Here is a 26188-nt window from a genome sequence, read left to right as displayed (position 1 = left end):
TCCCCCCTGTTTTTGAGACAGAACTTAAAACATTTTTTAATGTAGCCAATTGTCAATAGTTTATTGGTGATTGGCTGCTTAGTTTGAATCGAATGTTGTTATAATAATTTATGTATTCTTTGACAGTGCGTTTTTTGATGGTGGTCGTAGTATGATCAATTCTGTTAAAATAAACGTTTCAGACTTTAGTGAGGAATGAAACGATATGATTAGAGGCATTATCAGCAGTCGTCCCTTTACGGAACATGCTCATGATAATGCCTTTTGTGTTAATACTTTTTGATACTCGTAAGATGCAAAAACAGATCCTTTGACACTATGTAACAGACAGTTCCTAGGCAATTTTAGCAGTTGATTAAGTGTAAAATGTCTGTATCCTGCTTCTCTGCAATCGTAAAAGCAATAACTTCTCCAAGTATAAATCTAATATGCTGGAAAAGGTACAATTGCTTCTTCCAATATGGCAGATACGAGATGTCCGTTACTTTTTTTAAGAGGATGATTTAGACTAAAAGTTCCGATTTAATATATAATCGACCACCGTATATAGCTGTTCATTCTTCATACACTTTTTCACTTTAACCCCACACTGCCAACTGATTTTTTTGCATAATAAGTTTCCGTTTTATGGTTAATGTGGATTTCCTTTTTTTATAGGGCTGTAATTTATTGATATTCATATCGATACTTGCACTCTCTTCACAGCATTTCGATTTGTTTTCCAAATGGTATGGGGATTGATCGTTCGTTAAATCACAGGCACCAAAAAGTGCGTACTTCCATTTCAATCCCAGCTGTTTCATACTGTTTGCAGAGCAGATGTTTCACCAAGCAGATTTCTGTCAATAAATAAGAGGAATCAAAAACGGAGGGATGAAGAATGAAGCTGAATTTACAAGGAAAAACCGCACTGGTTACCGGCTCGACATCGGGGATCGGAAAAGCTATTGCCTCTTCGTTAGCTGAAGAAGGGGCGGCAGTGATTATTAACGGACGCCGGGAAGAGAAAGTGAATCAGACGATAGATGAATTGAAAACACAACATGCTGAAGCGGTCCTGTATCCGGCTGCATTTGATTTGGGAACAGAAGAAGGCTGCAATGAGCTGTTTCAGGCATATCCGCACGTTGATATTTTGGTCAACAATTTAGGGATTTTCGAACCGGTGGAGTATTTTGATATTCCGGATGATGAATGGTTTCGTTTTTTTGAAGTGAATATTATGAGCGGTGTAAGGCTGACACGCAAGTATTTGCATAACATGATCGAGAAAAAAGAAGGACGTGTGATTTTCATTGCCAGTGAAGCGGCAATTATGCCGTCACAGGAGATGGCTCATTACAGTGCGACAAAAACGATGCAGCTGTCCATTTCCCGCAGTTTGGCGGAGCTGGCAACCGGCACGAATGTCACAGTCAACACCGTCATGCCGGGCTCTACCTTAACAGAGGGTGTGGAAACCATGCTGAACTCGCTGTATCCTGATGAAAACCTGACTGTTCAAGAAGCTGAGGCACGTTTTATGAAAGAAAACCGGCCGACATCTATCATTCAAAGACTGATCCGTCCGGAAGAAATCGCCCACTTTGTTACATTTTTAAGCAGCCCGCTTTCCTCCGCGATCAATGGCGCGGCGCTTCGGGCTGACGGCGGTTTGGTCCGCAGTGTCTTTTAAACCTCTCCCAATAGGAGAGGTTTTTTTATATATTGTTGATTTCCATAAATTGCTGTCGTATAATTTTGGTACTGAAACAGTTTTTGTAGTACCGAAAGCGAGGGGATTAATTTGGAAAAAAGAATTTTGGCGGAAACCATACGGCTGATCAAGCAAAAAGGATTCTCATTTACGATGAATGATTTGGCGGCAGCGCTGGGAACGAGCAAGCGGACGCTCTATGCATATTATTCATCTAAAGATCAGCTTGTTGAGGCGGTTGTCGAACAATTTATAGCTGAAATGAAGCAAATGGAAAGAGACATCTATGAAAATGAACGTTTAAATGTGCTTGAAAAGGTGAAAAAAATGCTGATCAGCCTTCCGCAGGGGATGGAACTGCTGAACATGGGATTATTAAATGAACTAAAGAAATACCATTATGACGCATGGCTTACATTAGACACGTTTATTAAGGAAGAATGGGCGATCGTCCTAGCATTATTAAACGAGTGCAAACAGCAAAAGAAAATCAGGAACATCAATCTGGACCTGTTTGTTCACATGTATATAGGGAGCATCAACCAAGTGTATGACCCTGAATATCCGCTGAAACATCAGTTCACGACAGGAGAGGTTCTTGAATCAATTGTAGATGTTTTGTTTAACGGTATAACAGCTGATGAGGAGGCTGATGCCACGTGAATTGGGTGTTTCTATGCTTGGCGATTTTGTTTGAGGTTGCGGGAACGGTCAGCATGAAGCTATCGTCCGGTTTTACAAAGCTTATTCCCAGTGTGCTGTTGATTTTCTTTTATGGAGGGAGTCTTTTCTTTCTGACGCTTACGCTAAAATCAATAGACGTATCTGTTGCTTATGCTGTATGGTCAGGGATGGGAATCGTCCTGATTACAGTCGTTGGTTTTTTGTTTTTTCAAGAACATGTTAGTGTCATGAAAGTCATTTCAATTGGATTGATTATTGCCGGTGTTGTGTCTTTAAACCTGATCGAGCAGGCTGGGGTGTCTGAGCCGGTACATAAAAGCGGGCAGTACAAATGAGATATATGAAGCTCTTTTTTCTCGTGACTGATATTGGCTTTATCTTGTACTGGCTGTCAGCCGGGTTTTCGCTCATACCGGAAAACTGGGCCTTTAAACATCATGACCATCCGTTTATGATCGCCTGGAACTGGTCTTTTTTTCCGCTGGATATCCTGATCTCTGTGACAGGGTTGTACAGCTTGTACTTACAGCGGGTGAATCGTGCTGAGTGGAAGCTGATGGCGCTGATTTCTCTTGTGCTGACCTGTTGTTCAGGTCTGCAGGCGATATCATTCTGGACATTCAGCAGGGACTTTGATCTTGTGTGGTGGCTATTTAATGGGTATCTATTGATTTACCCTTTATTTTTTATCCACCTGCTCTTAAAGGAAAGCAGAAGGACGAAGCAGTCCTGACAGGTGCCGCTTTTATGATATTGCGAATAAACTGATGTCATGCAAGCAGAGACGGTTTAAGTCTCTGTTTTTTTTATCGGGCGCACCAATTGAGGAGCTAACCGCGTTTTTGGGCATACTAAAGCGAAGAAATGGGAAGAGTTCTATATATTCATTGAAAAGGATTTTGTCAAATGAACAAAACTGGTGAGAACAATCAAAGAATCATGCCTATCGTGAAGGATGCCTTTCGCATTCATGCGAATCCATTTCCTTGGAAAAAGGCTATCGGATCAGGTTTCGCTTCAGGGTTTCCTGTGCTGGTCGGCGCATTAGCGGGTCACACGGATTACGGACTAACTGCAAGTATCGGAGGCTTTGTTTATTTATATGCGGGCGGTGAATCTTACAAAAAGCGCGCTTTGAAGCTACTCTTGGTTTCCTTTGGGATCGCCCTCTCATTTGGATTAGGAACGCTTTTGTCCGGGACGCTTTGGATAATGGCGGCTGTTTTGGGGCTGGTCGGTGCAGCGGCGATGTTTATTTTTAGCGCGCTCGGCATTCAAGGCCCTGCGCCGATGTTTTTTGTCCTAGCCTTTTTAGTCAGTTCCGGGCTGCCAGCCGATCCTTCACAAGCGTTGTTCAGAGCGGGACTGACGTTTCTCGGCGGCATTTTCGCCATGGGCATCGCGCTAATTGGCTGGTTATGGAACAAGCATGGACCGGAGGGAGCGGTGCTGCAAAAAACATATGATCAGCTGGCTGCATGTCTTTCAGCCGTCGGAACGCCAGGTTTTCATCATGCGCAGCATCAGACGGTGCTCATGCTCAGAACAGCCCGACAAACCGTTCTGGGGAAAGGGAACGGACGGAAAAAATCACAGCATGATGAACGGTTTTTCCGCCTGCTTGAAAAAGCTGACGACATATTCCTTGCCATTATTCATTTTTCAGCTGAAACGCCGGATGGAGAGACCGCTAAGATTGAAAAGGCACTTCGTCAAACCGGAGATATGCTTGCACATGCACGGGTTTTCAATACGTTTCAGATTAATGAAAATGAATCTGAGCCAAGGCGAAAGCTGTTTGAAGAAATCAACGAGGTTTTGCATATCGCTTCAGGACGTTTGGAAAAGCAGGTTGATGGGGAACCGAGCCGCCTGCCATCCTCTTTTTACTTTTTGAGAAATGCCTTTGACTGGAAGTCTCCGGTTTTGATTAGAGCGTTAAAGTACGGAATTGTTCTGTTTGCCGCCGATATGTTTGCCCTCGTATTCGGCTTTGCACGCTCCTATTGGATTCCGCTTTCGGCAGCAGCGGTCATGCTTGGCACTACTGTTGTTTTTACGCTTCACAGGGCTATTCAGCGTTCGGCCGGAACGGTGATCGGTGTTATGCTGGCAGGCGCAATCTTGTTTTTTAAGCCAGGCGGTGTTTATATTGCGTTTTGTATTGCAGCGCTGCAATGTCTTCTTGAGATGCTGATTGTCCGCAATTATGCGCTGGCTGTTCCCTTTTTAACCGCAAATGCGCTTGTTATCACAGAAAGTATGCATGGCGGCGCGGACACCGGTTATTTTATGATAGCGAGGCTGACGGACGTAGCTGTCGGCAGCGTGATCGGGCTATTGGGAACAATGCTTTTGTGGCGGCGGTTTTCAACGAAGCGGCTGCCTGAACTGATGAGGAACGTCATCCGGCTGGAAGGGCAGTTTATGGAGAAACTGTTAACCGGGCAGAAAGCTGACGAACATAAATTAAGGGTGAGCCTCGTCAGGCTTCGGGATGCGTATGACAAGGCGCTTGGGGAGTTTCCTCATGCGAATGCGGATGCACTCTGGCCTGTTATTTCCGGTGCTCAGCACTTAGGCTATTATTTGCTCTCAGCCCAAGCTCACCGCCGTCTGCCTTCTCCGTTTTCTGATGAAGAGATCAACCAGCTGCGGACGTTTTTTGAACAGGCTGAGCAATCCTTTAACGTGAAAAGAATGCCGGCGGATATTCAAGTGCCGCATGTCGCTCATTATCCTCGGATCAGTAAAGAATTATCCGTGCTGTATTCCGGCTTGAGAACAGCTTTTGAAAAGTAAGCTGTTGGGTAAAGGGAAATAATCTTTAATTCGAGATATTTTACTTGAAAGTAAATTTCTTTGTCTCTATAATAAAGTCTAAGAGAGACAGAATAATCATTATGCATCTGTATGATAATAATTGATGTGTGATTTTTAAAAACGAAAGGGCTGGTAAAAATGGCAAAAGTATTATATATCACTGCTCATCCGCATGACGAAGCAACTTCGTACAGTATGGCAACAGGTAAAGCATTTATCGAATCTTACAAAGAAGCGAATCCAAATGATGAAGTTGTACATATCGATTTGTACAAAGAAAACATCCCGCACATTGACGCAGATGTATTCAGCGGATGGGGAAAGCTTCAGTCAGGTACAGGCTTTGAAGAGCTTTCTGAAAACGAAAAAGCGAAAGTAGGCCGTTTGGGAGAGCTTAGCGATCAATTTGCATCAGCTGATAAGTACGTATTTGTCACTCCTTTATGGAACTTCTCATTCCCGCCAGTGATGAAAGCGTATCTTGATTCTGTTGCTGTTGCAGGAAAATCATTCAAATACACAGAACAAGGTCCTGTCGGCTTGTTGACTGATAAAAAAGCAATCCATATCCAAGCGCGCGGCGGCTATTATTCAGAAGGTCCCGCGGCTGAGATGGAAATGGGACACCGCTACATCGGCATCATGATGAACTTCTTCGGCGTACCATCATTCGATGGCATTTTCGTAGAGGGACATAATGCGGAGCCAGATAAAGCACAGCAAATCAAAGAAGACGCGATCGCGCGTGCGAAAGAAGCAGGAAAAACATTCTAATGAAAAAGCCTCCCCTTATTTGGGGAGGCTTTTGTTTATTGCTCCAGCATAATGGTTCGTTTCTCTTTACTGCTTTTCATTGCGGCTTCAATGATGCGGATGACATCAATACCTTCCTCAGCGGTGACTGGCAGCGCAGCACCTTCTCGTATGCTTTCCGCTATTTTACGGTAATAGGTAAGGTAGGAGCCATTTACTGATGGAATTGTTTCTGTTTTTTTATCGGAGCCATGAACGGTTGTAAGCTGTCCGTAAAACTCCGAATCATCCGCGCCCCAGCTGTCACCCTCTGGTTTTCTTCCCGCTCTGAGTGCGTCTTCCTGCCCGTCGATTCCGTATTTGATAAAGCTGGAATCCTTACCATGGATTTGATAACGGGGACCGTTTGCCGGAACAATTGATCCTCCGTATAGAATGGCTTGAAGCTTGCCGTAATCCAGGATTAAATGAAAATAGTCAACCGTTTCGGCATTTTCCCGCTGAGCCATTACGTTTGCAGTCACGGCTTTAGGCATCCCAAACAAATGCAGGGTCTGGTCTATAATGTGGGAGCCGAGATCATACAGCGTGCCAGTGGCAACGCCTTCTTTTTCCCGCCACCGCGCTTGAATCTCAGGTCTGTAGCGGTCATAGGAGACTTGATATGTATTGATATCTTCAAGAGATCCCTCAGAGATCAGCTTTTTAATCGTTAAAAAGTCGTTATCCCAGCGCCGATTATGATATACGCTTAACAATACGCCTTTTTCATCAGCGGCTTTCTTTAATTTCTCCCCTTCTGCGGCCGTCGCTGTCATCGGTTTTTCCAACACGACGTGTTTTCCCGCTTGTATGCACGCCATAGCATGCTCGTAATGAAGGCCGCTCGGTGTGGTGACAATGACGAGCTCAATGGAGGGGTCATTTGTGATTTCCTCAAGCTCATGCACAACTTCAGCATCAGGAAAATCCCGTTTCACTTCTTCCGTCCGTGATGTCATGATTTTGCTGATGTGATACTCATCCAGAACAGCCAGCAGCGGCCCGTGAAAAACAGAACCGGACAATCCGTATCCTAATATTCCAACCTTGATCGTATCCACTTTTCTTCTCCCCTTTAAAAGCGTTATCAACAGAAGTATATACCCTCCTGATGAAATGGTAAAACCTAACTGATTCAATTTTTGCGTCGGCATGCTTAGACAACCGTTTGGACAATCAGTATAATGGGAATTAATATCATTAAACAGAGGTGTACGCATGGAAAAGCATAACGAACATAAAACATTAAACCATAAAAGCTCGAAAGAAAAAGATCAGATTACAAACCGGCTTAAGCGGATTGAGGGTCAAGTCAGAGGCATTCAAAACATGGTGGAAAACGATAGATATTGTGTAGATATTCTTGTGCAGATTTCAGCTGTTCAAGCGGCAATGAAAAATGTGGCGCTTCATTTGCTTGAGGATCATGCCCATCATTGTGTAGCGGATGCCATCAAAAGCGGAGACGGGGAACAAGCCATTTCTGAGCTGTTGGATGTATTTAAAAAGTTCACAAAATCATAAAGCGTTTTTTATTGTAATACCCTACGGGGGTATGGTAGGATGAAAACAGAAAGAATAAACAGGAGGAATTCATATGGAACAAAAAACATTGCAAGTCGAAGGAATGTCTTGTCAGCACTGTGTGAAAGCAGTAGAAACGAGCGTAGGAGAACTGGACGGCGTCAGTGCTGTTCATGTCAATCTGGAAGCGGGTAAAGTCGATGTTTCGTTTGATGCTGACAAAGTATCCGTCAAAGACATTGCGGATGCGATAGAAGATCAGGGCTATGATGTAGCCGATTGATTCAAGATATCGCGCCTTTATAGAGGTGCGATATTTCTTTCATTTTTATATACCCCCCGGGTGTATATAAAGGAGTGAGTATATTGAGTGAACAAAAGGAAGTCGCAATGCAGGTCTCTGGTATGACCTGTGCGGCATGTGCTTCCAGAATTGAAAAAGGCCTGAAGCGGGTGCCCGGTGTCGCAGATGCCAATGTCAATCTGGCAACGGAAACTTCAAATGTAATCTACGATCCTGCTGAAACAGGGGCTGCAGCAATTCAGGAAAAAATAGAGAAGATGGGCTATCATGTCGTTACAGAAAAAGCTGAATTCGATATTGAAGGCATGACCTGTGCGGCCTGCGCCAATCGGATTGAAAAGCGGCTTAACAAAATAGAAGGCGTCGCAAACGCCCCTGTAAACTTCGCTTTAGAAACAGTTACAGTCGAATACAATCCAAAAGAAGCGTCTGTCAATGATCTGAAAGCAGTGGTAGATAAGCTTGGATATAAGCTAAAGCTGAAGGATGATCAGGACGGTGCAGCAGCAGCTGCTAAAAAGAAAGAAGAACGGAAGCAAACGGCGAGACTGATCTTTTCAGCGGTTCTGTCGTTCCCGTTGCTTTGGGCGATGGTGAGCCATTTTACATTTACATCATTCATTTGGGTGCCGGATATATTTCTCAATCCGTGGATGCAGTTTGCGCTGGCGACACCAGTCCAGTTTCTGATCGGCTGGCCGTTTTATGCGGGTGCGTATAAGGCACTCAGAAATAAAAGCGCCAATATGGATGTATTGGTCGCGCTCGGAACGACTGCTGCTTACGCCTATAGTCTATATCTTACTTTTCAAAGCCTTGGTTCCAACGGACATACAGACGGCCTTTACTATGAAACAAGCTCGATTTTGCTGACGCTGATTTTACTAGGCAAGTTGTTTGAAACAAAAGCAAAGGGACGTTCCTCGGATGCGATTAAAAAGCTGATGAAGCTTCAAGCGAAAACAGCGACTGTCGTAAGAAACGGAAAGGAGCAAATCGTCCCGATCGCCGAAGTGCTCGTTCATGACATTGTTTACGTCAAACCTGGTGAACGAATTCCTGTCGACGGAGAAGTGATTGAAGGCCGCTCGGCGGTTGACGAATCGATGATTACAGGAGAAAGTCTTCCTGTTGATAAAAATCCTGGCGACAGTGTGACAGGTTCAACCGTTAACGCAAACGGCTTCCTGAAAATTAAAGCTGTCAACGTCGGAAAGGACACTGCCCTTTCCCATATCATCAAAATTGTTGAGGAAGCACAAGGGTCAAAAGCGCCGATCCAGCGTCTCGCTGACCAGATTTCAGGCATTTTTGTGCCGATTGTATTGGGGATTGCCGTTCTCACTTTTCTCATTTGGTATCTTTGGGCGGCTCCTGGCGATTTTGCTGAAGCGATCAGCAAGTTCATTGCGGTTCTTGTCATTGCTTGTCCTTGCGCCCTCGGTCTTGCCACTCCGACGAGCATAATGGCTGGATCTGGACGCGCTGCTGAATTCGGCATTTTATTTAAAGGCGGCGAGCATTTAGAAAAAACACATCGTCTCGATACCATTGTTCTTGATAAAACCGGAACCGTGACAAACGGGAAGCCGCGTCTGACGAATGCCATTCCATTCGGACGTTTTGATGAAACGGATTTGCTTCAATTTGCAGCGGCAGCGGAAACGGGATCGGAGCATCCGCTCGGCGAAGCAATTGTGGCTGGCGTGAAAGAAAAAGGGCTAGAGATTCCGAAGCTAACCCGTTTTGAAGCGAAGGTCGGCGCAGGCATTTTGGCTGAAGCCGGAGGAAAAAGCATTCTCGTCGGCACAAGAAAGCTAATGGAGAGCGAACAGGTTGAGCATGGGGCTCTTCTCGCCCAAATGGAAGAGCTTGAGGCCGAAGGGAAAACAGCTATGCTTGTATCCATTGATGGGGAAGCAGCGGGGCTAGTAGCAGTTGCAGATACGATTAAGGACACGTCGCGGAAGGCTGTTGCCCGTCTGAAAGAGTTGGGGCTTGATGTCATCATGATGACAGGAGACAATCGCAGAACCGCAGAAGCCATCGCGAAGGAAGCGGGAATTACGAGTGTCATTGCGGAAGTCCTTCCTGAACAAAAGGCGGCAGAAATTGCCCGCCTGCAAAAAGAAGGCCGCCAAACAGCTATGGTAGGCGACGGAATTAACGATGCGCCGGCGCTTGCCACAGCCGATATAGGCATGGCGATTGGAACAGGCACGGATATTGCCATGGAAACAGCTGACATTACGCTGATTCGCGGCGATCTAAACAGCATTGCCGACGCCATTCGCATGAGCAGATTGACAATGAAAAACATTAAACAAAACTTATTCTGGGCGCTCGGCTATAACAGCCTCGGCATCCCAATCGCAGCGCTAGGATTTTTAGCACCATGGATAGCGGGAGCAGCAATGGCATTCAGCTCCGTTTCCGTAGTTCTGAACGCTCTTCGTCTGCAGAAAGTAAAATGAAAAACCGGCGATATGCCGGTTTTTGTTTTTCATTGACACTTTCTTGGAAAACAACATATAATAGGTGTAACTATTATATGAGTATATGCTCATATATGTATAACAAATCAATGCTCATTGATACGCTTTGAAGAGGGAACCCTAAATCGGAAGGTAAGGTGAGACTAGTGAAACAGGAATACGTTCTGGACGGTTTGGATTGCAGCAATTGTGCCCAAAAAATTGAAAATGGAGTCAAAGGCATAAAAGGAATTGACGGATGCGCGGTAAATTTTGCGGCAAGCACCTTAACTGTCTCGGCCGATGGGAAAGAAGAGCAATGGGTCACAAATAAAATAGAGAAAAAAGTGAAATCAATCGATCCGCATGTAACGGTTCGCCAAAAGCATAAAAAGAAATCAGCGGATGACGGCTATCGTAATCGAATGGTCAATATGCTGATCAGAATGGCGGCGGCTGTCATTCTCGGCGCAGCAGCATATTTGGTTCATTCAGGCACCATTGAATTTTGGCTATTTTTCGCTGCTTATTTGATCATTGGCGGTGACATTGTCATCCGCGCAGTCAAAAACATCATCCGCGGCCAAGTGTTTGACGAACATTTCTTGATGGCCCTTGCCACAATTGGTGCTTTTCTGATTCAGCAATACCCTGAGGGAGTCGCCGTTATGCTGTTTTATCAAATCGGTGAGCTTTTTCAAGGAGCCGCAGTCAGCCGGTCCAGAAAATCAATTAGTGCCTTAATGGATATACGGCCTGATTACGCCAATGTGAAAACAAAGAACGGCATCGAACAGGTTTCTCCGGAGGATGTTCAGACAGGAGATATCATTGTGGTTAATCCGGGAGAAAGCATACCCCTGGACGGTAAGGTCGTGCAAGGGTCAGCGATGGTTGATACATCTGCGTTGACAGGTGAGTCCGTTCCGAGAAAAGCTGCGGAAGGACAAGAGGTCATGTCAGGCTTTATCAATCAAAACGGCGTTCTGCATATTGAAGTCACAAAGGGTTATCAGGACTCAGCAGTATCAAAAATATTAGACCTGGTTCAGAATGCGAGCAGCCGCAAAGCCCGGACAGAAAACTTTATCACGAAGTTTGCTAAGTATTATACACCTGCTGTTGTCATTATCGCGGTATTGCTGGCTTTTGTTCCGCCGCTTGTTGTTTCTGGCGCAGCTCTTTCCGATTGGGTGTACCGCGCGCTTATCTTTTTAGTGATTTCTTGTCCTTGTGCGCTAGTTGTCTCTATTCCGCTCGGTTTCTTCGGAGGAATCGGAGCGGCCTCGAAGGCTGGAGTGCTTGTAAAGGGAAGCAATTATTTAGAAGCCTTGAATCAAGTCAAATACGCGGTGTTTGATAAAACGGGAACATTAACAAAAGGCAGCTTTGAAGTGACAGAAATCAAGCCTTCGGAAGGATTTACAAAGGACAGCTTACTTGAAGCGGCGGCATACGCTGAGCTTCATTCACAGCATCCGATTGCCGAATCTGTGCGTAAAGCTTATGGAAAAATGCTTTCCCCCGACGCCATAGAATCATATGAGGAAATATCCGGCCACGGCATTTTTGCAAAGGTAAATGGAACTGAGATCCTTGCCGGGAATAAAAAGCTCATGGAAAGAGAACAAATTGAGGATGTCCCGGATGAAAAAGCCGGAACAATCGTACATGTTGCCGTTGGTCAACGATATGCCGGAGCAATCATCATAGCGGATGAAGTAAAGGAAGACGCAGCACAAGCAGTTGCTGATCTGAAGTCGCTTGGGATCAAACAGACAGCTATGCTGACGGGTGATTCGAAACAAACGGGGGAAGCGGTCGGAAAACAGCTTGGCATCGATGAGGTATATGCAGAGCTGCTCCCGCAGGATAAAGTCGCGCAGGTCGAAGCATTGGAAGCCAAGCTTTTGCCTAATGAAAAACTCATTTTTGTCGGTGACGGCATCAATGATACACCAGTGCTTGCCCGCGCAGATATAGGGGCCGCGATGGGAGGCCTTGGCTCAGACGCCGCGGTAGAAGCCGCAGACATCGTGCTGATGACAGATCAGCCATCAAAAATTGCGGAAGCGATTCGGATCGCAAAACGGACACGGCGTATCGTGTGGCAAAACATCGGCTTTGCTTTAGGCGTAAAAGCGATCTTCCTCATTCTTGGTGCATTTGGAATTGCGACTATGTGGGAAGCGGTTTTCTCTGATGTCGGCGTTACGCTGCTGGCTGTTGCAAACGCCATGCGTGTCATGCGTCTTAAAAACAAATAAATTGTCGGAGAGAATTCATTTTTTCGGGGTTTTCTTATCTGTGCTTGTCTTGTTAAAATAAAGAAGTGGGTCAATTGCGATCCGCTTCTTTTTTAATTTTAAAACGATGAGGTGTCGGAGTGAAAAAGAAACAGCAGTCTTCTGCGAAATTCGCGGTCATCCTTACGGTTGTGGTCGTTGTATTGCTAGCAGCCATTGTCATCATTAATAACAAAACGGAACAAGGCGATGAAGCGGTTTCCGGACAGCCGTCTATTAAAGGCCAGCCTGTGCTTGGCAAGGACGATGCACCGGTAACTGTAGTAGAATTCGGAGATTACAAATGTCCGTCTTGCAAGGTGTTTAACAGTGACATCTTTCCAAAAATACAAAAAGACTTTATTGATAAGGGCGATGTGAAATTTTCTTTCGTGAACGTCATGTTCCATGGAAAAGGTTCAAGATTAGCGGCTCTTGCATCAGAAGAAGTATGGAAGGAAGACCCTGACTCTTTCTGGGATTTCCATGAAAAGCTGTTCGAAAAACAGCCGGATACAGAACAGGAATGGGTAACCCCGGGCGTTCTCGGTGATCTTGCTAAAAGCACCACAAAGATAAAACCTGAGACGCTCAAGAAAAATCTTGATAAGGAAACATTCGCTTCTCAAGTGGAAAAGGATTCTGACCTTAATCAAAAAATGAACATAAATGCAACACCGACGATTTACGTCAATGATAAAGTGATCAAAAATTTTGCGGATTATGATGAAATCAAAGAAACGATAGAAAAAGAGCTGAAAGGGAAGTAACGATATGAAAAATAGAATCGTATTTTTATATGCTTCCTGGGTTGTGGCTCTTGTCGCTATGCTGGGCAGCCTGTATTTTAGTGAAATCAGAAAGTTCATTCCATGTGAACTGTGCTGGTACCAGCGTATCCTCATGTATCCGCTCGTCCTGATTTTAGGCATTGCCACCTTTCAAGGGGACACACGCGTGAAAAAATATGTGCTTCCGATGGCGATGATCGGGGCATTTATTTCGATTATGCATTACTTAGAGCAAAAAGTGCCCGGCTTTAGCGGCATTAAGCCGTGTGTAAGCGGTGTGCCGTGTTCAGGCCAATATATTAACTGGTTTGGTTTTATAACCATTCCATTCCTGGCCTTGATTGCTTTTATCCTGATTATCGTTTTTATGTGCCTGCTGAAGGGCGAAAAATCTGAATAACCCAAAAGCGCCTCGTATGCCGGGGCGCTTTTTAATTTCGCAAAACTCATGTCCATCAGCAATAGACGTATTCCCTCTAAATTTATCTTTTTTTCTCATAAAAATGTTATTGATTTTACGCTTGAGCGATTATAAAATCTAGAGGTCGTCAGAAAATTTAACAAACATAAAGGGAGTCATCAGAATGGCTTGGGAGCTGCTCAGTGTGATTGGAATCATTGCGTTTGCAGTCAGCGGCGCAATTGTTGCGATGGAAGAGGAATACGATATTTTAGGAGTTTATATATTAGGGATCGTCACAGCTTTTGGAGGAGGAGCGATCCGCAATTTGCTGATTGGTGTTCCGGTGTCAGCACTATGGGAGCAGGGAGCGTACTTTCAAATCGCGCTTTTATCTATTACAATTGTGTTTCTGTTTCCGAAGCTGCTGCTGAAGCATTGGAATAAGTGGGGCAATTTGTCAGATGCGATCGGCCTCGCAGCCTTTGCTATCCAAGGCGCACTGTATGCCGTCAAAATGGGCCATCCGCTTAGTGCCGTGATTGTGGCTGCTGTGCTGACGGGAAGCGGGGGCGGAATCATCCGCGACCTTCTTGCCGGGCGCAAACCACTTGTGCTGAAGGCGGAAATTTACGCGGTCTGGGCGGCTCTCGGCGGATTAATCGTCGGATTGGGCTGGCTGGGGAACTCGGTAGGCTTATACGTTCTGTTTTTTGTGCTCGTTGTCTGCAGGGTTTGTTCCTATATGTTTAATTGGAAGCTGCCAAACCGTTCTTTTCGCTTAGATAATTAATAGCAAAAAAACCGATTTTGATGTGAAGTCGGTTTTTTTGCATATAAATAACCCAAACCTTGATTGATTTTGGGTAAATGTGATAAGATAAATTGTATTTGTCAGTTTTCATCATATATTTGATATATGTATCCAATTATATTTTACAGTATTTCATCTATGTTTGTCAACTATTTTCTGGAGGTGCCGTTCATGAATCAGAAGGATAAGGAATGGAAGGAAGAACAGTCAAGAATAGATGAGGTGCTGCAGGAACTCGGAAAAAAAGAGCGGTTTCTGGAAACGTCTGCGGGCGGGTTGAAGCATGATATCATCGGATTAAGAAAAAGCTTTTGGGAGGATGTGAAGGTTAATTTTGATGATGCCCATGAAGCGGTTGAAACGATGGCAAGCATTAAGCAGCAGGCAGAGCTGCTGTCTGATCGGGAACGGAATCATCGGCGCATGGCCCAGCAGCTCAAACGAATTCAACAATTAAAAAAATCGCCTTATTTCGGACGGATTGATTTTATTGAAAACGGCGAGGAGCAGGCAGAGCGAATTTATATCGGTTTAGCTTCCTGTTTGGATGAGAAGGAGGAACACTTTCTGATTTATGACTGGAGGGCGCCGATATCAAGTATGTACTACAATTATTCCCCAGGAAAAGCGGAGTACGAGGTGTCCGGTGAAACGATAGAAGGGGAAATGGTGCTGAAACGACAGTTTATGATCAAAAACGGCGATCTCAAGGCGATGTTTAATACCGATATGACGATTGGCGATGAAATGCTGCAAGAGGTATTAAGCCATCATTCCGATACCCAAATGAAAAACATCGTGTCTACGATTCAGAAAGAACAAAATCAGATTATCCGTAATGAAAAAAGCAAATTCTTGATCGTGCAGGGAGCGGCTGGGAGCGGAAAAACATCTGCAGCGCTTCAGCGTGTCGCTTATTTGTTATACAGGCACCGCGGCGTCATTGATGCCGGACAAATCGTTTTGTTTTCTCCTAACTTCTTATTTAACAGCTATGTCTCCTCTGTTTTGCCGGAGTTAGGAGAAGAGAATATGGAGCAGGCGACGTTTCAGGAATATATCGAGCATCGGCTTGGCCGCAGGTTTCAATGTGAAAGCCCTTTTGACCAGCTTGAATATTGCCTGACTGAAACAAAGGAAGGCGATTTTCCAACAAGGCTTGCGGGTATCACATGGAAGGCGGGTTTATCTTTTCAGCAATTCATTGATGAATACGTCACAAGGCTGTCCTCTGAAGGGATGATTTTTAAAAATATTGTTTTCCGCGGCCAAAAGCTGATTACAAAGGAACAGATTCAATCCTATTTTTACTCATTGGATCAAAATCACTCGATCCCGAACCGGATGGAACAAACCGCGAAGTGGCTGCTGAGTGAGCTAAACAAGCTTGAGAAAAAGGAGCGGCGAAAGGATTGGGTCGTTCATGAAGCTGAGCTGCTCGACAAAGAGGACTACTTGGACGTGTACAAGAAACTGCAGGAAAGGAAACGGTTCAGCGAGAGTACGTTTAACGATTATCAAAGAGAGCAGCAGCTGCTTGCCGCCATCATTGTGAAAAAAGCTTTCAAACCGCTCAAACAAGCGGTCAGACTCCTGGCATTTCTTGATGTGAACCAGCTGTATCTGCAATTGTTTTCCGGATGGGAAGGGGAATCCCAGCATGAGAAGACGGCAGCGATAGGAGAGCTGACCCGTTCGGCATTTACGGAAAATAAATTGCTCTATGAGGACGCGGCACCGTTTCTTTATATGCAGGATCTGATTGAGGGCAGAAAGAAAAATACGAAAATCAAACACCTATTTATTGACGAAGCCCAGGACTATTCACCGCTGCAGATGGCTTACATGAGAAGCATTTTTCCGGCTGCCAGCATGACAGTGCTTGGTGATATCAATCAGTCTATTTACGCTCATGCCATACACGGGGATCAGCGTATGGATGCGTGCTTTGAAGATGAGCCTGCTGAGTATGTTCGTTTAAAGAGAACGTACAGATCGACAAGGCAGATTGTCGAGTTTACAAAAGCGATGCTTCAAGATGGGGCGGATATTGAGCCGTTTAACAGAAACGGGGAAATGCCGATCGTGGTCAAAACTGAAGGGCATGAGAGCCTTTGCCAAAAGCTCGCCCAAGAAATTGGATTGCTCAAGAAAAAAGGGCACGAAACAATAGCCGTCATTTGCAAGACTTCGCAGCAATGCATACAGGCGCACGCCCACATGAGTGAATATGCAGATGTTCGCCTGATTCATAAAGAAAATCAACCATTCCAAAAGGGTGTTTGCGTGATTCCCGTGTATTTAGCGAAGGGAATTGAATTTGACGCAGTACTTGTCTATGATGCATCTGAAGAACACTATCATACAGAGCACGACCGCAGGCTTTTATATACTGCGTGCACACGTGCAATGCACATGCTGGCGGTATTTTATACAGGTGAAGCCAGTCCGTTTGTAACCGCTGTGCCGCCTCACTTATATAAGATTGCTGAATGAAGAGAAGGGAGTCCTTCTCTTTTTTCTATTTATATGAAGCATAGCAGTTTTATCATTAGGATTCTTAATAGTTATCATCATGTAAATATATTTTACTTAAGCCTAGTATTCCGGTAAAGTTCAATTAGATGCAATTTTCGATCAGTTTATAACTTTGTGAGGTGGATACGTTGCAACTTCAGGTAATGAACAGTCCGTTTAATCAGGAGCAGGCAGAGCTCCTTAACCGCCTTCTGCCGACCTTGACCGAATCCCAGAAAATCTGGCTGAGCGGATATTTATCCGCGCAATCTGTTTCCGCCCAAGAAACTGCGGGTGCGCCGGCGGCAGCTGTGTCTGTGGAGGCACCGGCACCGGCCGTTTCAAAAGAAGTGACCGTTCTTTATGGTTCACAAACAGGAAACGCACAGGGGCTTGCAGAAAATGCCGGCAAGCAGCTTGAACAGAGCGGTTTTCAAGTGGCCGTCTCATCCATGAGCGATTTTAAGCCGAATCAGCTGAAGAAGGTAACCAATCTTTTAATCGTGGTTAGTACGCACGGTGAAGGCGATCCGCCTGATAACGCGCTGTCGTTTCACGAATTTCTGCACGGAAGACGGGCGCCTAAGCTTGAAAATCTGCGTTTTTCCGTTTTGGCGCTTGGTGATAGTTCGTACGAATTTTTCTGCCAGACAGGGAAAGAATTTGATCAGCGCTTAGAAGAACTCGGAGGAGAACGGATTTCTCCGCGCGTTGATTGCGATCTTGACTATGATGAACCGGCAGCCGAATGGCTTGAGGGTGTATTGAAGGGATTAAATGAAGCTGGGGGCGGAAGCGCCGCACCTGCGCCGGCGGCTGCGGCTCAAACCGGTGAGTCTTCGTATTCCAGAACAAACCCGTTTCGGGCTGAAGTGTTAGAAAATTTGAATTTAAACGGCAGAGGATCAAATAAAGAAACACGTCATGTGGAGCTGTCTCTTGAGGGATCTGGCCTGACTTACGAGCCTGGTGACAGCCTCGGCGTCTATCCGGAAAACGATCCAGAGCTTGTCGAACTGCTCCTTAAGGAAATGAATTGGGACCCGGAAGAAATTGTGACGCTTAATAAGCAAGGTGATGTCCGTCCGCTGAAAGAAGCGCTGATTTCTCACTATGAGATTACCGTTCTCACAAAACCGCTTCTTGAACAAGCAGCCCAATTGACGGGAAGTGAGGAGCTTAGAGACCTTTTAGCCCCGGGAAATGAGGAGAATGTAAAAGCTTATATTGAAGGACGCGATTTGCTTGATCTCGTCCGTGATTATGGCCCATTCAGTGTATCTGCGCAGCAATTCGTCTCGATTTTGAGAAAAATGCCTGCCCGCCTTTATTCGATTGCAAGCAGTTTATCTGCAAATCCGGATGAAGTGCATTTAACAATCGGCGCAGTCCGCTACGATGCGCACGGCCGTGAACGAAAAGGCGTCTGCTCAATTTTATGTGCGGAACGACTGCAACCGGGGGACACACTGCCTGTTTATGTACAGCACAACCAAAACTTTAAGCTTCCGAAAGATCCTGAAACACCAATTATCATGGTCGGCCCCGGGACAGGCGTCGCACCTTTCCGTTCCTTTATGCAGGAGCGTGAGGAGACGGGAGCAGAAGGAAAAGCATGGATGTTCTTTGGCGATCAGCACTTTGTCACGGATTTCCTTTACCAGACAGAGTGGCAGAATTGGCTCAAAGACGGTGTGCTGACAAAAATGGATGTGGCATTCTCGCGTGATACGGAAGAAAAAGTATATGTGCAGCACCGCATGCTTGAACAGAGCGCAGAGTTGTTCGAATGGCTTCAAGAAGGAGCGGCTGTTTACATTTGCGGAGATGAAAAGCACATGGCGCATGACGTCCATAACACATTACTTGAGATTATCGAAAAAGAAGGCAATATGAGCCGCGAAGAAGCGGAAGCTTATCTTGCCGATATGCAGCAGCAAAAACGCTATCAGCGTGATGTATACTGATTTGACTTGAAAGGAGTTTTTCAACATGGTGACCAAAATCTTAAAAGCACCGGACGGCTCTCCAAGTGATGTTGAACGCATTAAAAGAGAAAGCGACTATTTGCGCGGCACACTGAAAGAAGTGATGCTCGATCGGATCAGTGCAGGAATTCCGGATGATGACAACCGCCTGATGAAGCACCACGGCAGTTATTTGCAGGATGACCGCGATCTCCGCAATGAACGCCAAAAGCAAAAGCTTGAACCGGCCTATCAGTTCATGCTGCGCGTGCGTATGCCAGGGGGCGTTTCAACGCCTGAGCAATGGCTTGTCATGGATGACCTTTCTCAGAAATACGGGAACGGCACATTAAAACTGACGACACGTGAAACGTTCCAAATGCACGGGATTTTGAAATGGAACATGAAGAAAACCATCCAGACGATCCACTCAGCGCTTTTGGATACGATCGCAGCCTGCGGAGACGTAAACCGTAACGTCATGTGTGCATCAAACCCTTATCAGTCTGAAATCCATTCAGAGGTATACGAGTGGTCGAAGAAATTAAGTGATGATCTGCTGCCGCGGACGAGAGCCTATCATGAAATTTGGCTCGATGAGGAAAGAGTGGCCGGCACGCCGGAGGAAGAAGTCGAGCCAATGTACGGACCGCTCTATCTGCCGCGGAAGTTTAAAATCGGTATTGCCGTTCCGCCGTCTAATGATATTGACGTCTTTTCACAAGATCTTGGATTCATTGCGATTGTCGAAGATGGCAAGCTGATCGGTTTTAACGTGGCGATTGGCGGCGGTATGGGAATGACGCATGGCGACACAGCCACATATCCGCAATTAGCCAAGGTCATCGGATTCTGCCGGCCCGATCAAATGTATGACGTTGCTGAAAAAACGATTACGATTCAGCGCGATTACGGAAACCGTTCTGTCCGCAAAAATGCGCGGTTCAAATACACGGTTGACCGCCTCGGTTTAGATACCGTAAAAGAAGAATTGGAAAACCGTCTCGGCTGGAGCCTGGAAGCAGCGAAGCCATATCATTTCGATCATAACGGCGACCGCTACGGCTGGGTGGAAGGCATCGAGGATAAATGGCATTTCACGCTGTTTGTCGAAGGCGGCCGTATAACGGATTACGATGATTATAAGCTGATGACAGGCTTACGGGAAATCGCCAAAGTTCATACAGGCGAGTTCCGTCTGACAGCCAATCAAAACCTGATTATCGCAAACGTTTCAAGCGAGAAAAAAGATGAAATCAGTGCGTTAATCGAGCAATACGGACTAACTGACGGCAAGCATCATTCAGCACTTCGTCGCAGCTCGATGGCTTGCGTCGCTCTTCCAACCTGCGGATTGGCAATGGCGGAAGCAGAACGTTATTTGCCAACCCTCTTAGATAAGGTTGAAGAGATTATTGACGAAAACGGCCTTCGTGATCAGGAAATCACCATTCGCATGACAGGATGCCCGAACGGCTGTGCACGCCACGCACTCGGTGAGATTGGATTTATCGGAAAGGCGCCGGGCAAATATAATATGTATCTTGGCGCTGCGTTTGACGGAAGCCGTTTAAGCAAAATGTACCGTGAAAACATCGGTGAAGCAGACATTTTAAGCGAGCTTCGCGTCCTTCTTTCCCGCTATGCGAAAGAGCGTGAGGAAGGCGAGCATTTCGGTGACTTTGTTATCCGCGCCGGCATTATTAAAGCAACAACTGACGGTACGAATTTTCATGATTGAGATTGAAAGACGAGAGACGGGAATAGCTTCCTGTCTCTTTTTTTATAATTTGCTCTTATGCAAAAAAGTTCACTGTGAGCATATCATGAGAAAAATTACCCTAAAAAGGGTACTATAAAAGAAGACAAGTGTGGAGGAAACTCCTGCGAAACCACATATCGGATGCAAGGCCAGCCTGGCTCAGCGATTTTTAGACAAGACTCACCATGCACGAAAGACAACAGACGAAGGAGGTCATGCATTTGGACATATTTTTAGTTGTGCTTGTTTTATTAACGATTATTGCGATTTCTAATATCGTGAACCGATTTATTCCGTTTATTCCGGTGCCGCTGATTCAAGTGGCCCTTGGGATTCTTGCCGCCTCATTTCCACAGGGACTTCATTTTGAATTAAACACCGAATTGTTTTTTGTTCTGTTTATCGCGCCTCTGCTATTTAATGATGGAAAGAGGACGCCGCGGGCGGAGCTTTGGAATTTAAGAGCTCCGATTTTATTGCTTGCCCTCGGCCTTGTGTTTGCGACTGTGATTGTAGGCGGCTATACGATTCACTGGATGATTCCTGATATTCCGCTGGCAGCGGCCTTTGGACTTGCGGCCATTCTTTCACCGACTGATGTCGTCGCTGTCAGCGCATTATCAGGAAGAGTGAAAATGCCAAAAGGGATTCTTCGCCTGCTTGAAGGTGAGGGGCTGATGAATGATGCATCAGGTCTTGTAGCCTTTAAGTTTGCGATTGCAGCGGCAGTGACGGGTGCGTTTTCACTAGCGCAAGCGGCTGTCAGCTTTGTCTTCATTTCTCTTGGGGGCTTGCTGTGCGGGGTAGTCATTTCATTTTTGATTATTCGTTTTCGCCTATTTCTCCGCCGCCTTGGCATGCAGGATGTCACGATGCATATGCTGATTCAAATTTTGACACCGTTTGTGATTTATTTGGCCGCTGAAGAAATCGGCGTTTCCGGCATTTTAGCTGTTGTGGCGGGAGGGATCACTCATGCGGTTGAACAGGATCGTCTGGAATCAACGATGATCAAGCTGCAAATCGTCTCCTCAAGTACGTGGAACATTATTTTATTTATTTTGAACGGCCTGGTCTTTGTTATTCTCGGCACGCAAATCCCTGATGTGATTTCTGTTATCTTTAACGATACCGCCATCAGCAACATGAAGGTGATTGGCTATATCCTAGTCATCACATTTACGTTAATGCTCCTCAGATTTCTGTGGGTGCTGTTCTTTTGGAACGGCAAATGGTTCTTTAATAAAGATCAAAACATCTATAAACCGGGTCTTCGTTCGACACTGTTAATTTCGATTTCCGGTGTGCGCGGAGCAGTAACGCTTGCGGGATCTTTCTCCATTCCGTATTTTCTGGAGGACGGTACGCCGTTTCCGGAAAGAAATCTGATTCTCTTTTTAGCAGCCGGCGTCATTTTATGCACGCTTGTCATTGCCACCGTAGTGCTGCCGGTTCTGACTGAAAAAGAAGAAGAGGACGAGGAACGAAACAAGAAGCTGCTGACGGCGAGACGCAAATTGATCAAAACAGCTCTTCAAACGATAAAAGAGGACATGAACGATACAAACAAAACGGCCTCTCTTGCGGTGATAGCTGAATACAATGAGAAAATGAAAAACCTTCGTTTTCAGCAGTATACCTCATCTAATCGTATCAAAAAGCATGAGCGAAAGGTCCGTGCGCAGGGGGTTAAAGCTGAGCAAGAGGCACTGATGAAAATGCTGGAGCGGGGAGACATCCCGGAAGAAACAGCAAATGTGCTGCAAGAACGATTTAACGAGTTGGAAATTTTGTATGCCAACCCGTTTAAGGTCGGCTTATCAAAAACAAGGCTCAAGAGGCTGATGTATTGGATTTTCTTCGGTGAACATAAAAAGCCGGAGATGTCGATATTAAATGAAGCGGGATTGATACGGGCAACAAGAGTAAAAACGGCAAAAGCAGCGATAGAATATTTGGAAAAACATAAGACGGAAGAACATAAGGAAGTGTTTTTATCTGTCATTACATTCTATAAACAGTTAATTTTCAGGCTGGAGAACAGCCATCATGAGTTAAAATCAAGCGCTCATTTTGAAAATCAAAAACTGGAAGTGAAGCTGAAGGCTGTGCAGGCGATCAGAAATGAAATTCAAACGCTGTTCGAGGAAAGAGAAATTTCCCGGGACATCTCCCATGAGCTTCGCCAATACATTAATGATGTCGAAGCCGCCATGCTTGAAGGCGGCGAATAAATGCAGTAAAAAAGCTGATGCGTGAGAGCGCCAGCTTTTTTCTATATTAAGGGCGATGAAATTCGACAGTGCTGCCATCCCGGTCGAACCAGCCTCTGAAGGCCCAGTTAATCCAGCCGCCATCCCCTTTGTTTGTAAACGTTCCGTCTTCAAATACCCAAATGCCATACGTAATGCCGTCATAAACGGCTGAGCCATAAAATTGCACACCGTTCAAATGATCTTCATATTCCTGACTTAAATTAAATACCATGACGTTATATTTTTGGCCGGACGCGTAGAAGGAAGACTCCATGAGATTCTTCACAAATCCATCCCGATTCTGTGCGGATTTGATGGCATCAGCGATCTGGTTGGCAATTCCAAGTACATCCAGGTTGACGTTTAAACCTACATCAGCGGCAGTTGTTCCGGCGGTTGTTGTCTGCGAGATCTTCGGAGCAGGATTTTCTTCAGCGGAAGCAAAGGACAAAGGGGCAATTGTCAAAGCGGCACCAAGAGCAAGTGTCATTGGGATACGAATACGTTTCAAGTTGTTTCCTCCTTTGTTTTCATTTGGTTACACTACACGCATACCCGGCTCCATGTATTTGCAATCTCAATTTTGTTAAAATAGGAAAAAAATAGTACCTTGTTTTACCTTGGCTGTGAAAAAAGAAGCAAAAACAGGACCTTAAGCGTATTATTGGTATCGGCTGAGAGGAATGTGAGATAATATAGACGCTTACATTTCAGTGAAAGGGTGGATGTTCAAGTGCCAACAAGTTTAAAAGATACGGTAAAGTTACATAACGGAGTTGAAATGCCTTGGTTCGGTCTGGGTGTTTTTAAAGTGGAAAATGGCAGTGAAGCGACTGAATCAGTGAAAGCGGCAATTAAAAATGGCTACCGCAGCATTGATACAGCAGCGATCTACAAAAATGAAGAAGGTGTTGGCATCGGGATTAAAGAATCCGGTGTGGCAAGAGAAGAGCTCTTCATCACATCAAAAGTGTGGAATGAAGATCAAGGCTATGAAACAACGCTTGCTGCCTTTGAAAAAAGCCTAGAAAGACTGCAGCTTGATTACTTAGATTTATATTTGATCCATTGGCCTGGAAAAGATAAATTTAAAGATACATGGCGCGCGCTTGAAAAGCTTTACAAAGACGGCAAAATCCGCGCGATCGGCGTCAGCAACTTCCAAGTTCATCATTTAGAAGAGCTGTTAAAAGATGCTGAAATCAAACCGATGGTGAACCAAGTTGAATTTCACCCTCGTTTGACGCAAAAAGAATTAAGAGACTATTGTAAAAAACAAGGCATTCAGCTGGAAGCATGGTCTCCGCTCATGCAGGGCCAGCTTTTGGATAACGAAGTGCTGACACAGATTGCTGAAAAGCATAATAAATCTGTAGCTCAAGTGATTTTGCGCTGGGATCTTCAGCATGAAGTTGTAACCATTCCAAAATCCATTAAAGAACACCGTATCATCGAAAACGCTGATATTTTTGATTTCGAATTGTCTCAAGAAGACATGGATAAAATTGATGCATTAAACAAAGATGAGCGTGTCGGCCCAAATCCTGATGAGCTTCTGTTCTAATCAAAAAACTCCCCTTTACGGGGAGTTTTTTAGTGCGTTTTTTTCTGTTGAATGAAAAACAGCATCAAAAAGGAAATGACAACAATACAGACGACCCACGCCCAGGCAAGGGTATTGTTTCCGGAATCCAATGCAACATATATGGCCGTCGGCAGTGTTTGTGTAACACCGGGGATGTTCCCGGCAAACATGAGTGTTGCGCCAAATTCTCCGAGGGCCCGCGCTAGGCTCAGGATGCTCCCGGTCAGCAAAGAAGGATAGGCAAGCGGGACGGAGATATGGATAAAGACCTTCCATCTGCTTGCGCCGTCTACCATTGCCGCACCCTGTATATCGGGGTCAATGTCAGCAAATCCGGTTTTGGCTGATTGATACATGAGCGGAAAGGCTACAACAGCCGAGGCGATCACAGCAGCCCACCAGGTGAAAATGACAGGCTGCCGGAAGATCCACTCGATGGCTTGTCCGATGAAGCTATGCTTTCCGAAAATGACGATCAAAATAAAACCGACAACAGTAGGCGGAAGAACGAGCGGAAGCATAAAACATGTTTCGAGCGCCGTTTTTCCAAAAAATGATGTCCGTGACATCCAAGCCCCAGCAAGTGTTCCAAGAATAATGACAACAATTCCGGCAACTGCCGCCACCTGAAAGGAAAGCATAACAGGTGTTAAGAATTCTGAAGCATTTATGTTACTCAGCAGTAAAACCATATTTCTCAAATACTTTCATTGCTTCATCAGATTGCAGGTATTCGTAAAATTCCTTCGCTTCCTTACGGTGTTTTGTATCTTTTACGATTCCTAACGAATAAACAATCGGGCTGTGTGTATCTGCTTTTGCCTCGTCAATAATGGTGGCCTTTTTAGAGACCAGGGCATCTGTTTTATAAACAATACCTGCGTCTACATTGCCGGTTTCCACATAAGAAAGAACTTGGCGAACGTCTTTTCCGTACACAATTTTATCCTTCACTTTGTCCCATAAAGACAGCTTTGTCAGGGATTCTTTCCCATAAGCTCCTGCCGGTACGGATTCCGGAGTGCCAAGTGCGATTTTTTCTGATTCAGCCAGATTGCTGAAGCTTGTCACAGGTGAATCTCCGTTTTTCGGTACGACCAGCACAATTTCATTGCCGACTAAATCAGTGCTGTCTTTTTTTGCGATATCCCCATCATCCACCAGCTTTTTAAATTTATCCTCAGCAGCTGAGAAGAACAGATCTGCTCCTGCTCCTTGAGAAATCTGTTTTTGCAAGGCGCCGGATGAGCCATAGTTATCTTGGATGGTAATATTTTGATGCTCTTTTTCATAATTTTTTTGAATTTCCTCAAGTGCATCCTGTGCGCTTGCGGCAGCTGAGATTGTTAATGTTACTTTTTTCCCCCTGTCTGTTGAAGACTGATTTGAAGAACAGCCTGCTGCAAGCAGAAAAGCGGTTAAGGCTGCGATTAAAATAGAATACTTCTTAAACATGATTGCACCCCTTATGATTAGTTATATCTAATTATAACTGATTATGTTTGGTTTATG

General features: G+C 45.1%; 22 protein-coding genes and 1 pseudogene. 18 read left to right on the top strand and 5 right to left on the bottom strand.

Annotation, left to right across the window (positions count from 1 at the left end; all coding sequences use genetic code 11):
* Window positions 1–52 precede the first annotated feature (52 nt).
* Window positions 53–728, bottom strand: a pseudogene (locus C1T29_RS24905) (IS3 family transposase); the annotation flags it as partial.
* Window positions 729–880: 152 nt separating this feature from the next.
* Between C1T29_RS24905 and C1T29_RS19740 the strand changes: the two are divergent.
* The 6 genes from C1T29_RS19740 to azoRB all read left to right on the top strand — a co-directional run bounded on the left by C1T29_RS19740 (window position 881) and on the right by azoRB (window position 5977).
* On the top strand, window positions 881–1675 hold the full coding sequence (locus C1T29_RS19740) for an SDR family NAD(P)-dependent oxidoreductase (protein ID WP_095431895.1): 795 nt from the start codon (window positions 881–883) through the stop codon (window positions 1673–1675).
* A gap of 111 nt (window positions 1676–1786) precedes the next feature.
* A complete protein-coding gene (locus C1T29_RS19735) occupies window positions 1787–2359 on the top strand; it encodes a TetR/AcrR family transcriptional regulator (RefSeq protein ID WP_071580888.1) in 573 nt (190 codons plus the stop codon).
* Window positions 2356–2715 carry a DMT family transporter gene (locus C1T29_RS19730; RefSeq protein WP_014665391.1) on the top strand — a complete coding sequence of 120 codons (360 nt, stop codon included), beginning with the start codon at window positions 2356–2358 and terminating at the stop codon, window positions 2713–2715. The genes C1T29_RS19735 and C1T29_RS19730 overlap by 4 nt, the downstream gene beginning before the upstream one ends.
* Window positions 2712–3113 (top strand): YvaD family protein, encoded by a 402-nt coding sequence (locus C1T29_RS19725; RefSeq protein ID WP_040081811.1) that lies wholly within the window; start codon window positions 2712–2714, stop codon window positions 3111–3113. The genes C1T29_RS19730 and C1T29_RS19725 overlap by 4 nt, the downstream gene beginning before the upstream one ends.
* A 173-nt stretch (window positions 3114–3286) precedes the next feature.
* A complete protein-coding gene (locus tag C1T29_RS19720) occupies window positions 3287–5182 on the top strand; it encodes an FUSC family protein (RefSeq protein ID WP_103750209.1) in 1896 nt (631 codons plus the stop codon).
* Window positions 5183–5341: 159 nt separating this feature from the next.
* Window positions 5342–5977 (top strand): FMN-dependent NADH-azoreductase AzoRB, encoded by a 636-nt coding sequence (gene azoRB / locus C1T29_RS19715; protein WP_069150319.1) that lies wholly within the window; start codon window positions 5342–5344, stop codon window positions 5975–5977.
* Window positions 5978–6012: 35 nt separating this feature from the next.
* Here azoRB and iolW read toward each other — a convergent pair whose 3' ends face one another.
* Window positions 6013–7089 (bottom strand): scyllo-inositol 2-dehydrogenase, encoded by a 1077-nt coding sequence (iolW, locus tag C1T29_RS19710; protein ID WP_103750208.1) that lies wholly within the window; start codon window positions 7087–7089, stop codon window positions 6013–6015.
* 127 nt (window positions 7090–7216) lie between these two features.
* On the opposite strand from iolW, the gene csoR reads away from it, so the two are divergent.
* The 11 genes from csoR to C1T29_RS19655 all read left to right on the top strand — a co-directional run bounded on the left by csoR (window position 7217) and on the right by C1T29_RS19655 (window position 23070).
* Window positions 7217–7522, top strand: a complete 306-nt coding sequence (gene csoR / locus C1T29_RS19705) for a copper-sensing transcriptional repressor CsoR (RefSeq protein ID WP_003228404.1) — start codon at window positions 7217–7219, stop codon at window positions 7520–7522.
* A 73-nt stretch (window positions 7523–7595) separates the two neighbouring features.
* Window positions 7596–7805, top strand: coding sequence for a copper chaperone CopZ (gene copZ, locus C1T29_RS19700; protein ID WP_040081817.1), 210 nt, complete (start codon window positions 7596–7598; stop codon window positions 7803–7805).
* Between the two features lie 83 nt (window positions 7806–7888).
* Window positions 7889–10300 (top strand): copper-exporting P-type ATPase CopA, encoded by a 2412-nt coding sequence (gene copA / locus C1T29_RS19695; protein ID WP_103750207.1) that lies wholly within the window; start codon window positions 7889–7891, stop codon window positions 10298–10300.
* Window positions 10301–10458: 158 nt separating this feature from the next.
* Complete coding sequence (locus tag C1T29_RS19690) at window positions 10459–12567, top strand: heavy metal translocating P-type ATPase (protein WP_142393719.1); 2109 nt, start codon at window positions 10459–10461, stop codon at window positions 12565–12567.
* A 119-nt stretch (window positions 12568–12686) separates the two neighbouring features.
* Window positions 12687–13355, top strand: coding sequence for a disulfide bond formation protein BdbD (bdbD, locus tag C1T29_RS19685; RefSeq protein ID WP_095431889.1), 669 nt, complete (start codon window positions 12687–12689; stop codon window positions 13353–13355).
* Window positions 13356–13359: 4 nt separating this feature from the next.
* Window positions 13360–13776, top strand: coding sequence for a disulfide oxidoreductase (locus tag C1T29_RS19680; protein WP_014665382.1), 417 nt, complete (start codon window positions 13360–13362; stop codon window positions 13774–13776).
* A gap of 184 nt (window positions 13777–13960) precedes the next feature.
* On the top strand, window positions 13961–14569 hold the full coding sequence (locus C1T29_RS19675; RefSeq protein WP_014665381.1) for a trimeric intracellular cation channel family protein: 609 nt from the start codon (window positions 13961–13963) through the stop codon (window positions 14567–14569).
* Between the two features lie 192 nt (window positions 14570–14761).
* Window positions 14762–17086 carry a DNA helicase IV gene (gene helD, locus C1T29_RS19670; RefSeq protein ID WP_103750205.1) on the top strand — a complete coding sequence of 775 codons (2325 nt, stop codon included), beginning with the start codon at window positions 14762–14764 and terminating at the stop codon, window positions 17084–17086.
* Between the two features lie 170 nt (window positions 17087–17256).
* The gene (locus tag C1T29_RS19665) at window positions 17257–19074 is read left to right on the top strand and encodes an assimilatory sulfite reductase (NADPH) flavoprotein subunit (RefSeq protein WP_103750204.1); all 1818 of its coding nucleotides are present in this window, start codon (window positions 17257–17259) and stop codon (window positions 19072–19074) included.
* Between the two features lie 25 nt (window positions 19075–19099).
* Window positions 19100–20815, top strand: a complete 1716-nt coding sequence (gene cysI / locus C1T29_RS19660; RefSeq protein WP_014665377.1) for an assimilatory sulfite reductase (NADPH) hemoprotein subunit — start codon at window positions 19100–19102, stop codon at window positions 20813–20815.
* A 242-nt stretch (window positions 20816–21057) separates the two neighbouring features.
* Complete coding sequence (locus tag C1T29_RS19655) at window positions 21058–23070, top strand: Na+/H+ antiporter (protein WP_014665376.1); 2013 nt, start codon at window positions 21058–21060, stop codon at window positions 23068–23070.
* Between the two features lie 46 nt (window positions 23071–23116).
* Here C1T29_RS19655 and yvgO read toward each other — a convergent pair whose 3' ends face one another.
* Window positions 23117–23602, bottom strand: coding sequence for a stress response protein YvgO (gene yvgO / locus C1T29_RS19650; protein ID WP_014665375.1), 486 nt, complete (start codon window positions 23600–23602; stop codon window positions 23117–23119).
* 222 nt (window positions 23603–23824) lie between these two features.
* On the opposite strand from yvgO, the gene pgoN reads away from it, so the two are divergent.
* Window positions 23825–24655, top strand: a complete 831-nt coding sequence (gene pgoN / locus C1T29_RS19645) for a glyoxal/methylglyoxal reductase (RefSeq protein ID WP_069150310.1) — start codon at window positions 23825–23827, stop codon at window positions 24653–24655.
* Between the two features lie 29 nt (window positions 24656–24684).
* On the opposite strand, the gene modB is transcribed toward pgoN, so the two are convergent.
* Together modB and modA are read right to left on the bottom strand one after the other, a co-directional pair.
* Complete coding sequence (gene modB, locus C1T29_RS19640; RefSeq protein WP_142393718.1) at window positions 24685–25377, bottom strand: molybdate ABC transporter permease subunit; 693 nt, start codon at window positions 25375–25377, stop codon at window positions 24685–24687.
* The gene (gene modA / locus C1T29_RS19635) at window positions 25349–26131 is read right to left on the bottom strand and encodes a molybdate ABC transporter substrate-binding protein (protein ID WP_103750202.1); all 783 of its coding nucleotides are present in this window, start codon (window positions 26129–26131) and stop codon (window positions 25349–25351) included. Before modA ends, modB begins: the two co-directional genes overlap by 29 nt.
* Window positions 26132–26188 lie beyond the last annotated feature (57 nt).

The sequence above is a fragment of the Bacillus sp. MBGLi79 genome (assembly GCF_002953915.1).
The sequence above is the reverse complement of the archived record's forward strand: the minus strand, read 5'-3'. Positions and strand labels throughout refer to the sequence as shown.

Excerpts from the sequence above, each read along its gene's own strand:
- helD (WP_103750205.1), top strand. The coding sequence starts at position 14,762 with ATGAATCAGAAGGATAAGGAATGGAAGGAAGAACAGTCAAGAATAGAT.
- cysI (WP_014665377.1), top strand. The coding sequence starts at position 19,100 with ATGGTGACCAAAATCTTAAAAGCACCGGACGGCTCTCCAAGTGATGTT.
- azoRB (WP_069150319.1), top strand. The coding sequence starts at position 5,342 with ATGGCAAAAGTATTATATATCACTGCTCATCCGCATGACGAAGCAACT.
- modA (WP_103750202.1), bottom strand. The coding sequence starts at position 26,131 with ATGTTTAAGAAGTATTCTATTTTAATCGCAGCCTTAACCGCTTTTCTG.
- C1T29_RS19675 (WP_014665381.1), top strand. The coding sequence starts at position 13,961 with ATGGCTTGGGAGCTGCTCAGTGTGATTGGAATCATTGCGTTTGCAGTC.
- copZ (WP_040081817.1), top strand. The coding sequence starts at position 7,596 with ATGGAACAAAAAACATTGCAAGTCGAAGGAATGTCTTGTCAGCACTGT.
- csoR (WP_003228404.1), top strand. The coding sequence starts at position 7,217 with ATGGAAAAGCATAACGAACATAAAACATTAAACCATAAAAGCTCGAAA.
- C1T29_RS19725 (WP_040081811.1), top strand. The coding sequence starts at position 2,712 with ATGAGATATATGAAGCTCTTTTTTCTCGTGACTGATATTGGCTTTATC.
- C1T29_RS19740 (WP_095431895.1), top strand. The coding sequence starts at position 881 with ATGAAGCTGAATTTACAAGGAAAAACCGCACTGGTTACCGGCTCGACA.
- C1T29_RS19720 (WP_103750209.1), top strand. The coding sequence starts at position 3,287 with ATGAACAAAACTGGTGAGAACAATCAAAGAATCATGCCTATCGTGAAG.
- C1T29_RS19680 (WP_014665382.1), top strand. The coding sequence starts at position 13,360 with ATGAAAAATAGAATCGTATTTTTATATGCTTCCTGGGTTGTGGCTCTT.